The organism is Bradyrhizobium sp. 21 (assembly GCF_023073335.1).
Taxonomy (GTDB): domain Bacteria; phylum Pseudomonadota; class Alphaproteobacteria; order Rhizobiales; family Xanthobacteraceae; genus Bradyrhizobium.
Window position 1 is genome coordinate 213,366 of record NZ_JADPJG010000015.1, and the last position, 12,300, is coordinate 225,665.

Sequence of the window (12,300 nt, forward strand, 5' to 3'; positions counted from 1 at the left end):
CTGATCTCCTAATCCGTAAATCGGATGCGCGGGTCGAACACCGCGTAGAGCATGTCGACAATGAAATTCGCGCTGACCACCACGATAGCTATCAGCATCACCAGGTTCTGCACGATCGGATAGTCGCGCCAGCGGATCGCCTCGACCAGGAAGCGGGCGACGCCGGGGATGTTGAACACGGTCTCGGTGACAATGAGGCCGCCGATCAGGAAGGCGGCCTCGATGCCAATCACGGTGATGACGGGCAGAATCGCATTCTTCAGCGCATGCTGATAATGCACGGCGGCATCCGAAGCGCCCTTGGCGCGCGCGGTGCGGATATAATCCTGCCGCAGCACCTCCAGCATCGAGGAACGCGTGATGCGCGTGGTCAGTGCCGCGCTGCGGAAGCCGACGGCGGCGGCGGGCACGGCATAAGTCGCGAAAGCCTCCAGCCAGGTCGCCGGATGGGGATTGAAGATCGGCATCTGGTTGAACATCGCAACCGACGCGGTGAGGATGAGCAGGCCGAGCCAGAACGAGGGCAGCGACAGACCGCTGAGGCTGACGACGCGCAATGCGTAATCGAGCCTCGTGCCCTGCTTCACAGCGCTGATGACGCCCAAGGGAATGCCGATCGACGCAGAGAACAACAACGCCAGGCCGGCCAGCCGTGCGGTGATCGGAATGCGTGGCAGGATCTCCTGCAGCGCCGGCTTCTCCGAGACGTAGGAGTAGCCGAAATCCCCACGCAGGAATCCGCTGATCCAGTGCCAGTACTGCACGATCAACGGCTGGTCGATGCCGAGCTCCTTCTCCAGATTGGCCTTGTCGGCGGGGTCGACATAGCCGGCCGCCGCGAACAGGATGTCGACGATATTGCCGGGAACGATGCGCAGCAGGAAGAAGATGACGACCGAGATCCCGAACAGGGTCACGAGCATCAGGAACAGGCGCCGCACCAGATAGGCAAACATGCATCGCCTCCCGTCGAACCCGTCAGCCGCCCGCGCTACTTGTCCATCCAGACGTCCTCGTAACGATACCCATTATAGGAGCTGTTCGACATCACCGTCACGCCCTTGACGTAAGGCTGCCAGCAACTGCCGGTCCGCGCGTGGAAGATGATCGGGCGGGCGACGTCCTCCTGCAACTTCTTATCGATGTCCCACACCAGCTTCTTGCGCTTGTTCACGTCGGCTTCCTGCGACTGCACGTCGAACAGCTTTTCGATCTCCTTGTTGCAGTAATTGGTGTAGTTGCGCTCGGAGCCGCAGGAGTAATTTTCGTAGAACGACTGGTCGGGGTCGTCGACGGCATTGCCGGTCAGATTGAGCCCGAGCATGTAGTCCTTGCGCGCGATCTTCGGGAACCAGTTTGCGGTCTCGACCACGTCGAGCTCGCCGTCGATATAGATGCTCTTGAGCTGGTCGATCAGGATCACCGCGGGGTCGCGGTAGACCGGGATGTTGCGGGTCGAGACCTTGACGGCGAGATGCTTGTCGGGGCCGTAGCCGGCCTTCTGCATCAGCTTCCTGCCTTGCTCGCGGTTGGCGTTGATGTCCGGGCCATAGCCCGGAATGCTCTCGAGCATCTCTTTCGGCATGCCCCACAGTCCGTTCGGCGGCGGCAGCAGGGTGCCGCCGACGTCGCCCTGGCCCTCGAACATGATCGAGATGAACGCCTTGCGGTCCAGCGACAGCGCCATGGCGCGGCGGATGTCGATGTTGTCGAACGGCGGGGCGGACGAATTGACGATGATGTTGGTGGCGACATTGTTGGGCTCGACCACGCAGACGGCGTTCGGCGCCTGCGATTTCACGTCCTTCAGCAGTGGAATGCTCACTTCGGTCGGGAAGGCCATGTCGAACTTGCCGGCGACGAAGGCGAGGATGGCGGTCGAGCGGTTCGGGATGATGGTGAATTCGATGCCGTCGAGATAGGGACGGCCCTCGCGCCAATAGTCGGGATTGCGGACGAGCTTGATCGATTCATTGGCCTTGAACTCGACAAATCTGAACGGCCCGGTGCCGATCGGATGCGTGCGCATGTCGCCGGGCGAGACGTGACAGGGATAGACCGGCGTGTAGCCCGAAGCGAGCAGGGCCAGCAGCGAAGGCTGCGGCCGCTTCAAATTGAAGGAGACCTCGAGATCGCCGTTGGTGGAGACGTCGTTGACCTGTTCGTACCAGGTCTTGCGCGGATTCTGCCGGAACTTCTGCTGCGACTTGCCCATCAGCATGTCGAAAGTGCATTTGACGTCCGCCGACGTGAACGGCTTGCCGTCGTGCCATTTCACGCCCCGGCGCAGCTTGAAGGTCAGCGTCTTGTTGTCGTTCACCCACGCCCAGCTCTCGGCGAGCTCGGGGATGATGGTGTCCATGCTGTTCTGCGCCACGTCCTGCTTGTAGATGACGAGATTGTTGAACACAGGCATGAAGGGAACGTTGAGCGAATAGGTCGCGCCCTCGTGGATCGAGGCGTTGCCTGGACTGTCGCGGTGATACATCCGCAGGATTCCGCCCTGCTTCGGCTCGCCGGCGAACGTGATGGTGGAAAACGCCAGAAAAGATAGCGCCGCCATCGCGGCGAGCGCCCGCACGCTCCGCATCCTCGTCCTCCCTGGACATCGGCCTTTTGTGGCCTGTTTGTCCCGACGATAGCGACGCAGGGGGAGCGAGGCAACCGGCAAGGCCGCTCGCTCTCTCGACAATTCGGATGACGGAAGGCCGCAGGGTTTTTCTCTCACAACGTGAGGGAAGCTCCTTGGACGTCGTCCTGGCGACGGCCAGGACCCATTACCCCAGGGAGACGTTTGGCAAAGACCTCTCGTTGGTACTGATGCCGACTGCAATCGATGGATCACGCGGTATGGGTCCTGGCCGTCGCCAGGACGACATCGGGGCTCACACGATCCGCGACGTCTTGTTCCCCCAATACCGATCCCGCAGCAGCCGCTTGTACAGCTTGCCGGTTGGCAGCCGCGGCAGTTCCTTCTCGAAATCGACCGAACGCGGCACCTTCTGCCGCGACAGCGACGCGCCGCAGAAGGCGATCAGCTCCTCGGCGAGGGCCGGCCCGGGCACCACGCCGGGCATCGGCTGCACCACCGCCTTCACCTCCTCGCCGAGATCGGGATTGGGCACGCCGAACACCGCGGCGTCGGCAACCTTCGGATGCGTGATCAGCAAATTCTCGCATTCCTGCGGATAGATGTTCACCCCGCCGGAGATGATCATGAAGGTCGCGCGGTCGGTGAGATAGAGGAAGCGGTCTTCGTCGACATAGCCGACGTCGCCGACCGTGCTCATGCTGCCGTCGGCCGAGCGGGCCTCTTTCGTCTTCTCCGGGTCGCTGAAATATTCGAACGGCGTGGCCGTCTTGAACCAGACCTGACCGGGCGTGCCGGTCGGGCATGGCTTCATGTTCTCGTCGAGAATGTGGAGGTCGCCGAGCAGAACCTTGCCGACGGTGCCGCGATGGCCAAGCCATTCCGCGCTGTCGCAGGCAGTGAAGCCGAGGCCTTCGGTGGCGCCGTAATATTCGTGGATGATCGGGCCCCACCATTTGATGATGTCGTCCTTGACCAGCGCCGGGCAGGGCGCGGCGGCGTGGATCGCGATCTCCAGCGAGGACAGGTCGTAGCGCTTTCGCACCTCCTCGGGCAGTTTCAGCATGCGCGAGAACATCGTCGGCACCAGCTGGGTGTGCGTGATGCCCCATTGCCCGACGAGCTGGAGATACCGCTCGGGATCGAAAGTCTCCATGATAATCACGGTGCCGCCCATGCGGATCGTGAGGTTCACGGCGGCCTGTGGCGCGGAGTGGTAGAGCGGCGCCGGCGAGAGGTAGACCATGCCCTCGCGGTACTGCCAGAGTTTGGTCAGGAAATCGAACAGCGGCAGATTGTGCTTCGGCGGCTCCTCAGGCAGCGGCCGCAGAATGCCCTTCGGCCGTCCCGTCGTGCCCGACGAATAGAGCATGGGGGTGCCGAGCCACTCGTCCGCGATAGGTGTGTTCGGCAAATCTGCGGTCACCTCTGCGAGGCCGACGATGCGCTCACTCTCGCCTGGGCCGTCGGCGACGATGCACAGCTTGATGTCGGGGCAGGCCCTGATCGCCTCCCGCGCGATGTCGAGTTTGGCAACGGACGTGATCAGGATTTTAGACTGGCTGTTGACGAGGAGATAGGCGAGCTCGCCCGCGGTGAGGAAGGAGTTGATGCAGGTATAATACAGACCGGACCGCTCGCCCGCGCTGCAGGCTTCGAGGTAGCGGGAATTGTTCTCCATGAAGATCGCGTAGTGGTCGAGCCGCCTCAAGGTGTGCTTGCGGAACAGGTGCGCCAGTCGGTTGCTGCGCGCATCGAGCTCGCGATAGCTGACGGCCTCGCCCGTCGCCGCCATGATGAAGGCGGGCTGCAGCGGGCGCAGGCGGGCATGCTGACCTGGATACATCAGTCCTCCGGCTTTGGATCAGGCGGCGAGAAGCAGGATTTCGCGCAACTGCGCAGGGCCGTCGATCTTGCGCGGATTGCGCGGGACCCAGGGCGTGCGCATCGCCTGTTCGGCGATGGCGTCGAAATGCTCCGGCGCGACGCGGACGTCGGCGAGGCTGCGCGGCATGCCGAGCGAGCGGATGAAGGCATCGAGCACATCGGCCGCTTTGTGGCCGGGAAAGCCCATCGCGGCCGCGACGATCATCTGGCGCTCGGCATTGTCGCGCGCATTCCAGCGCATCACCGCCGGCAGCATGATGCAGGAGGTGTAGCCGTGCGGCACGTCGAAGGCCGCGCCCAGCACGTAGCCGATGCCGTGGCTCGCGCCCATCGGCACGCCGGCGGCGAGCGCCCCCATCGACAGCCAGGTGCCGATCTGCGCATCCATCCGCGCGTCGAGGTCGGCGGGGTCGGCCTTGACCCGCGGCAGCGCGTCGGCAAGCATGGCGAGGCCCTTCACCGATTGGGCGTCGGCGTAAGGATGCGTCTCGCGCGAGCAGATCGCCTCGACGCAATGATCGATGGCGCGGATGCCGGTGGAGAGGAACAGCCATTCCGGCGTGTGCACGGTGATGGCGGGATCGAGGATGGTCGCACGCGGCACCGTGAGCGGATGCCGCAGCATCTGCTTCACATGGGTATTGAGGTCCGTGACGCCCGCGATCGCGCTGAACTCGCCTCCGGCGATCGTGGTCGGCACGCTGATCTGGCGCACGCTCGGCGCCGTCATCTCGGGCGCGACACCCTTGTGCACGCGGATACGCTCGATGCCGTCGACATCGTCGATGCCGTTGGCGAGGCAGAGCTGCACCGCCTTGGCGCCATCGGTAATCGAGCCGCCGCCCACGGTGACGATCAGGTCGGCTTCTGCTTCGCGCGCCGCATTGGTCGCGGCGATCACCGCCTCGCGCGGGGTGTGCGCCGGCATGGCATCGAAGACACCCGCGCAGCGTGCGCCGAGGGCCTGTTCGATCTTCGCGATTTCGTCGGTCTGCCGCTTCAGTGTGCCGGAGACCATCAGGAAGGCGCGGCGCGTCCCCAGCCGATCCATCTGCGCGACGATGGCCGCGGCCGCAGGATGGCCGAACACGACCTCCTCGATCGCGCCGTAAACGACACGTCCCTGGTGCACGCCTGTCCTCCCCGGACAATTCGTCTTGTTTTGTGGGGATAGTCTAGCCGAGCCGGCCGTGCCCGTCATGTGTGAAGACGCTGGGGGGTCTCTCTCGTCCCCTTTCCCGCAGGCGGGGAGAGGCGAAGAAGGCCGTGTCAACCCGCCATCCGGCCAGGGCCTTCCCGCGAGCATTGCGCGCGCTTTGGTCTTGAAGAGTTCATCATTGCCACCCATCTTGTGCCGCCCGCGCGTAGGCGAGTAGCCTGCGTTTTCCGCGGCTTTTGTGCGAGGACTTGGGATGACTGGACCGGACGGAAGCGAGCCACTTGTCAAAAAGCACGATTTCGTCCAGCCCCGACCTTACGCAATTGCGGGTCTCCTCACCGCGGCATTCGCTCTCGCCGGCTGCGGCCAGCCGACGTCGCAGGCAGGTGCCCCGCCGCCCGCGCCGGTGACCGTCGCCCAGCCGGCCAAGCGCACCGTCACCGATTGGGACGAATTCACCGGCCGCTTCGAGGCGATGGAGGAGGTGCAGGTCCGCCCGCGCGTCGGCGGATTCGTCAACTCTGTCGAGTTCCAGGATGGCGCCATCGTGCGTCAGGGCGATCTGCTCTATGTCATCGACCCACGTCCGTTCGAGGCGGTGGCCACGCAGGCGGAGGGGCAGCTTTCGGATGCGCGTGCCAAGGTGGAGCTTGCAAAGCGGGAGCTTGATCGCGGTTTGAGCCTGGTGCAGACCAGCGCCGTCTCCGAGCAGGTGGTCGATCAGCGCCGTCAGGCCTTGCAAGCCGCGCACGCTGCCGAAACACAGGCCGAGGGTGCGCTCAAAGTCGCCAAGCTTAATATCGAATTCACGCATGTGACGGCGCCGCTGACCGGCCGCGTCGGCCGCCACCTTGTCAGCCCTGGCAATCTCGTGCAGGGCAGCGATACCGGAACGTCGACGCTGCTCACCTCGATCGTGACGCTCGACCCGATCTATATCTATTTCGACATGGATGAGGCGACCTTCATCAAATACAGCAAGCTGTGGTTCGAAGGGCGCCGCCCGAGTTCGCGCGATACGGCGAACCCGGTGCAGGTGACGCTCGCCGGCGAGACGAAACCATCCCGTGAAGGCAGTATCAATTTCCTCGACAACCGCCTCGATGTCTCCACCGGCACGCTGCGCAGCCGCGCCGTGATCAAGAACACCGATCTGTCGATCCTGCCGGGTCAGTTCGGTCGCGTCCGCCTGATCGGCAGCGCGCCCTATGAGGCGCTGCTGATTCCCGACGTCGCGGTCGCGACCGACCAGTCCCGCAAGATCGTGTTCGTGGTGAAGCCGGACGACACCGTCGAGGCGCGTCCCGTGACGCTGGGGCCGCTCGATGACGGCCTGCGCGTGATCCGCGAGGGGCTGAAGGCGGAGGACCGCGTCATCGTCAACGGCATCCAGCGCGCCCGTGTCGGCGCCAAAGTCGCCCCGCAGACTGCGCCGGCGCCGGCCGGTGGCAAGCCTGGTGACAAGTCATGAATCTCGGCCGTCTCTCCATCAACCAGCCCATCCTCGCGATGGTGCTGTCGATCGTGCTGCTGATCGTCGGCGCGCTCGCCTACACCACGCTGCCGGTCTCCGAATATCCGCAAGTGGTGCCACCGACCGTCGTCGTCACCACGCAATATCCCGGTGCTTCCGCACAGACCGTGTCCGACACGGTCGCAGCTCCCATCGAGCAGGAGATCAACGGCGTCGAGGACATGCTGTATCTCTACAGCCAGGCGACCTCGAACGGCCAGCTCACCATCACCGTTACCTTCAAGCTCGGCACCGATCTCGACAAGGCCCAGGTGCTGGTGCAGAACCGCGTCGCGATCGCGCAGCCGCGCCTGCCCGAAGAAGTGCAGCGCAACGGCGTCACCACGCGCAAGAACTCGCCCGACATCCTGATGGTCGTGTTCATGCTGTCGCCCGACGACACCTTCGACCAGCTCTACATCTCCAATTACGCGCTGCTGCAGGTCCGCGACCAGCTGCTGCGCATCGACGGCGTCGGCGACATCCAGATTTTTGGCGCACGTGACTATTCGATGCGGCTGTGGCTCGATCCCGACCGGATCGCCAATCTCGGCTTGACCTCGACCGAGGTGCTCGCGGCGATCCGCGCGCAGAACGTGCAGATCGCTGGCGGCCAGATCGCCGAGCCCCCGATCGCCGATCGCGCCTTCCAGCCGAACCTGACGTTCACAGGGCGTTTGAAAGATCAGAAGCAGTTCGAAGACATCCTGATCAAGGCCGGTTCCGACGGCCGCACGGTGCGTCTGCGCGACGTCGCCCGCATCGAGCTCGGTGCGCTGGCGTACTCCACCAACAGCTTCCTGCTGCGCAAATCGGCGGTCGCCATGCTGGTCACGCAGCGGCCGGGATCGAACGCGCTCGCGACCGCCAAAAACATCTCCGACACGATGACGAAGCTCAAGGCAAGCTTTCCGAAAGGCCTCGACTACAATATCGGCTACAACCCGACCGAGTTCATCGCGCAATCCGTCCACGAGCTGATCAAGACCATCTACGAGGCCATGCTGCTCGTGGTCATCGTGGTGCTGGTGTTCCTGCAGGGATGGCGGCCCGCGATCATTCCGATCATCGCGATTCCGGTGTCGCTGGTCGGCACCTTCGCGGTAATGGCTGCACTTGGCTTCTCCATCAACAATCTCACTTTGTTCGGCCTCGTGCTCGCCGTCGGCATCGTGGTCGACGACGCCATCGTCGTGGTCGAGAACGTCGAGCGGCATCTCGAGCACGGCATGAGCAGGAAGGATGCTGCGCTCAAGACCATGGAGGAGGTCGGCGGCGCGCTGGTCTCGATCGCGCTGGTGCTGTGCGCGGTGTTCGTGCCGACCGCGTTCATAGGGGGCATTTCCGGACAGTTCTTCCAGCAATTCGCCGTCACCATTGCGGTCGCGACCGCAATCTCCTGCTTCTGCTCGCTGACGCTGTCGCCGGCGCTGGCCTCGCAGATTCTCACGCCGCACGAGGAGAAGCGTCCGCCGGCAAGCTGGAATGTCATCGCGCGCGGCTGGAACGCCTTCACCGGTGTCTTCAACCGGGTGTTCGACCGGCTGGCGCACGGCTATGCCGGCCTCGCCAATTTCGTGATCCGGCATTCGGTGGTGATGATCCTGATCTATGTCGTGCTGATCGGCAGCGCCGGCTGGCTGATCGCGACCACGCCGCAGGGCTTCATTCCCGCGCAGGACCGCGGCTACGTCATCATCTCCGTGCAATTGCCGGGCGCGGCTTCGCTGGCGCGCACCACCGAGGTCGTGCGCGAGATCGAGCGGATCTCGCTGGATACGCCGGGCATCGTTCGCGTCGCCGCCTTCGCCGGTTTCTCCGGCGCGACACGCACGCAGGCCGGCAACGCGGCGGCCTTGTTTCCGGTGTTCGACGAGCCCGAGGCGCGAATCAAGAAGGGCCTGACCGCGAACGCCATCACGGTCGAACTGCGCAAGCGGCTCGCCGCGATCCAGGGCGCGTTCATCATCGTCATTCCGCCGCCGGCCGTGCCCGGCATCGGCACCGGCGGCGGCTTCACCATCCGCGTCCAGGACCGCCAAGGCCGCGGGCCGGAGATGCTCGCCGCGGCCACCGACGAGCTTGTCGCCGCGGCGCGCAAATCGCCCTCGCTGCTCGCTCCCACGGTGTTCTCGCCGTTCTCGGCCAACACGCCGCAGCTCTTCGTCGACATCGACCGCACCAAGGCGCAGAAGCTCGGCGTCCCCATTGCGAACATCAACGACACGATCCAGACCTATTTCGGATCGACCTATGTCAACGACTTCAACCTGTTCGGCCGCACCTATCACGTCACCGCGCAGGCCGATTTCCCGTACCGGAAAGAGCCCAGCGACCTCTCGCGTCTGCGCACGCGCAACGCTTCGGGTGACATGGTGATGCTGGGCAGCGTGGTTGAGTTCAAGGATGTCTCGGGCCCCGACCGTGTCGCGCGCTACAATCTCTATGCGGCGTCCGAATTGCAGGGCGAGCCGGCGCCGGGCACCAGCTCGACCACCGCGCTCGACGCCATGAAGAAGCTCGCCGATGACACCCTGCCGAGCGGCTTCACCTTCGAATGGACGGACCTCTCCTACCAGCAGGTCACCGGCGGCAATGCCGGCCTCTACGTTTTCCCGATCTGCGTGCTGTTCGTCTATCTCGTGCTCGCCGCGCAATATGGCAGCTGGACCTTGCCGTTCGCGGTGATCCTGATCGTGCCGATGTGCCTGTTGGCTGCGACCATCGGCGTGCGCATCATGGGGCAGGACGTCAACATCCTCACCCAGATCGGCTTCGTCGTGCTGGTGGGGTTGGCGGCGAAGAACGCGATCCTGATCGTCGAGTTCGCCCGCGACATCGAGAAGGAAGGCAAGCCACGGCTGGAAGCCGTGATCGACGCCTGCCGGTTGCGGCTGCGTCCGATCCTGATGACGTCCTTCGCCTTCATCCTCGGCGTGCTGCCGCTGGTGATATCGTCGGGCTCGGGCTCGGAGATGCGGCAAGCCGTCGGCGTCGCCGTGTTCTTCGGCATGATCGGCGTCACTTTGTTCGGACTGTTGTTCACGCCGATCTTCTATGTGGTGGTGCGGAATCTGGCTGAGGGGAAGAACGAGAAGAAGCCCGAGGCGGCGGCTTGATGCTTCTCCAACGTCGTCCCGGCGAAGGCCGGGACCCATAACCCCAGGGAGGGGTTATGCGGCGAAGTGGTAACCACGAGTCTTCGCAAAACTCAATTCGGTGGCTATGGGTCCCGGCCTTCGCCGGGATGACGCCATTTGCGGAGCTCCCTTCATACTAACGACCAACATGCAATGGATGGGCACGCGCGGGGTTCTTCACTACTATCCGCGCGATTTCAAAACAGAACAATGCTGGGAGCTAACCTATGAAATCAGGACTTTTGGCCGCGGCTGCCATATCAGCTTTGCTGCTGGCAGCGCCGGCCTCCGCGCAAGGCGTCAAGATCGGCATCCTCAACGACCAGTCCGGCGTCTATGCCGATTACGGCGGCAAATGGTCGGTCGAAGCGGCCCGGATGGCGATCGAGGATTTTGGCGGCGAGGTGCTGGGCCAGAAGATCGAGCTCGTCACCGCCGACCACCAGAACAAGCCGGATCTCGCGACCTCGATCGCGCGCCGCTGGTACGATGTCGAGAACGTCGACATGATCACGGAGCTGACGACCTCCTCGGTCGCGCTGGCGATCCACGAACTCTCCAAGGAAAAGAAGAAGATCGACATCGTGGTCGGCGCCGCGACATCGCGCCTCACCGGCGATGCCTGCCAGCCCTACGGCTTCCACTGGGCCTATGACACCCGCGCGCTCGGCGTCGGCACCGGCGGCTCGCTGACCAAGGCGGGCGGCGACACCTGGTTCTTCCTCACCGCGGACTACGCCTTCGGCTACGCACTGGAGAAGGACACCAGCGAGATCGTCACCGCCAATGGCGGCAAGGTGGTCGGCTCGGTGCGCGTGCCGCTCAACTCCTCGGACTTCTCCTCCTTCCTGCTCCAGGCGCAGAGCTCGAAGGCGAAGATCGTCGGCCTTGCCAACGCCGGCCTCGACACCACCAATTCGATCAAGCAGGCGTCCGAATTCGGCATCGTCGCCAGTGGCCAGAAGCTCGCCGGCTTGCTGATGACGCTCGCCGAAGTGAACGGCCTCGGCTTGCAGGCCGCGCAAGGCCTGGTGCTGACCGAGGGCTATTACTGGGACGTCAACGACCGCACGCGCAATCTCGGCGAACGCTTTCTCAAGCGCACCGGGCGGATGCCGAACATGATCCAGGCCGGCACCTATTCGGCGACGCTGAGCTATCTCAAGGCGGTCAAGGCCGCGGGGACGAAGGACTCGGATGCGGTCGCCAAGAAGCTGAAGGAACTGCCGGTCGACGACGACTTCGCGCAAGGCGGCAAGGTGCTCGAGAACGGCCGCATGGTCCACGACATGTATCTGTTCGAGGTCAAGAAGCCCTCGGAATCGAAGAAGCCCTGGGACTATTACAAGCAGCTCGCAGTCGTCCCTGGCGACAAGGCGTTCTTCACCGCCAAGGACAGCGGTTGCCCGCTGACGAAGTAGACCCACGGCGGTTCAACAATTTTGGTGTCGTCCCGGCGAAAGCCGGGACCCATACCGCGTGATCTATCGGGTGCGGAAGATAGACGTACCGAACGACCAATCTTCGCCAAATCATTTCTTGTGGTTGTGGGTCCCGGCCTTCGCCGGGACGACGGCTGAGGTCGGAGCGGCGAGCTCTGCACTCACACCAGCCGCAACACCACCGCCCCGATCGCCCCCGCCCATAGCGTAATGGCGGCGATGCCCTGGATCATGAAGCCCGGGCCGCGCTTTGCGGCGGCCTTCGAATAGCCGATGAAATAGACAATGCGCCCGATGATCCAGATCGCGCCGATCCCGGCTGCGATGGCGTCGCCGATATAGACCGCGAACAGCCAGGGCGCCGGCAAAAAGATCGGCAGCCATTCCAGCGTGTTCATCTGGATGCGGAAGGCGCGCTCGAAATCCGGATGGCCCGACATCGCGGGCACCTTGACGCCGGTCTTGGTGCGCGAGCGCGACACGTTGACGGAAGTGAAGAAATAAAATGCGATCGCCAGCAGCGTGACGAGGGCGGTGAAATGATACATCGCGGGTCCCTTCGAACAGAT

The 12,300-nt window shown here is 63.9% G+C and carries 8 protein-coding genes; 3 read left to right on the plus strand and 5 right to left on the minus strand.

Annotation, left to right across the window (positions count from 1 at the left end; genetic code table 11):
- Nucleotides 1-8: 8 nt before the first annotated feature.
- The 4 genes from IVB31_RS17075 to IVB31_RS17090 form a co-directional block, all read right to left on the minus strand.
- Entirely contained in the window at nt 9-956 is a 948-nt protein-coding gene (locus IVB31_RS17075; protein WP_247324297.1) for an ABC transporter permease, read from the minus strand.
- A gap of 35 nt (nt 957-991) precedes the next feature.
- Entirely contained in the window at nt 992-2,590 is a 1,599-nt protein-coding gene (locus IVB31_RS17080; protein ID WP_247324307.1) for an ABC transporter substrate-binding protein, read from the minus strand.
- A 295-nt stretch (nt 2,591-2,885) separates the two neighbouring features.
- Nucleotides 2,886-4,436, minus strand: a complete 1,551-nt coding sequence (locus tag IVB31_RS17085; RefSeq protein ID WP_247324308.1) for an AMP-binding protein — start codon at nt 4,434-4,436, stop codon at nt 2,886-2,888.
- Between the two features lie 18 nt (nt 4,437-4,454).
- Complete coding sequence (locus IVB31_RS17090; protein ID WP_247324309.1) at nt 4,455-5,609, minus strand: iron-containing alcohol dehydrogenase; 1,155 nt, start codon at nt 5,607-5,609, stop codon at nt 4,455-4,457.
- Nucleotides 5,610-5,889: 280 nt separating this feature from the next.
- Here IVB31_RS17090 and IVB31_RS17095 point away from each other — a divergent pair, with 280 nt between their 5' ends.
- The 3 genes from IVB31_RS17095 to IVB31_RS17105 all read left to right on the plus strand — a co-directional run bounded on the left by IVB31_RS17095 (nt 5,890) and on the right by IVB31_RS17105 (nt 11,710).
- Entirely contained in the window at nt 5,890-7,107 is a 1,218-nt protein-coding gene (locus IVB31_RS17095) for an efflux RND transporter periplasmic adaptor subunit (RefSeq protein WP_247324311.1), read from the plus strand.
- Entirely contained in the window at nt 7,104-10,268 is a 3,165-nt protein-coding gene (locus IVB31_RS17100; protein ID WP_247324312.1) for a multidrug efflux RND transporter permease subunit, read from the plus strand. The genes IVB31_RS17095 and IVB31_RS17100 overlap by 4 nt, the downstream gene beginning before the upstream one ends.
- 248 nt (nt 10,269-10,516) lie before the next feature.
- Nucleotides 10,517-11,710, plus strand: coding sequence for an ABC transporter substrate-binding protein (locus IVB31_RS17105; protein ID WP_247324314.1), 1,194 nt, complete (start codon nt 10,517-10,519; stop codon nt 11,708-11,710).
- Nucleotides 11,711-11,892: 182 nt separating this feature from the next.
- Here IVB31_RS17105 and IVB31_RS17110 read toward each other — a convergent pair whose 3' ends face one another.
- Nucleotides 11,893-12,279 (minus strand): MAPEG family protein, encoded by a 387-nt coding sequence (locus tag IVB31_RS17110; RefSeq protein ID WP_247324316.1) that lies wholly within the window; start codon nt 12,277-12,279, stop codon nt 11,893-11,895.
- Nucleotides 12,280-12,300 lie beyond the last annotated feature (21 nt).

Bases quoted from the DNA above. Each gene is read 5' to 3' on its own strand.
- IVB31_RS17075 (WP_247324297.1), bottom strand. From the start codon at position 956: ATGTTTGCCTATCTGGTGCGGCGCCTGTTCCTGATGCTCGTGACCCTG.
- IVB31_RS17105 (WP_247324314.1), top strand. From the start codon at position 10,517: ATGAAATCAGGACTTTTGGCCGCGGCTGCCATATCAGCTTTGCTGCTG.
- IVB31_RS17095 (WP_247324311.1), top strand. From the start codon at position 5,890: ATGACTGGACCGGACGGAAGCGAGCCACTTGTCAAAAAGCACGATTTC.
- IVB31_RS17110 (WP_247324316.1), bottom strand. From the start codon at position 12,279: ATGTATCATTTCACCGCCCTCGTCACGCTGCTGGCGATCGCATTTTAT.
- IVB31_RS17080 (WP_247324307.1), bottom strand. From the start codon at position 2,590: ATGCGGAGCGTGCGGGCGCTCGCCGCGATGGCGGCGCTATCTTTTCTG.
- IVB31_RS17100 (WP_247324312.1), top strand. From the start codon at position 7,104: ATGAATCTCGGCCGTCTCTCCATCAACCAGCCCATCCTCGCGATGGTG.
- IVB31_RS17085 (WP_247324308.1), bottom strand. From the start codon at position 4,436: ATGTATCCAGGTCAGCATGCCCGCCTGCGCCCGCTGCAGCCCGCCTTC.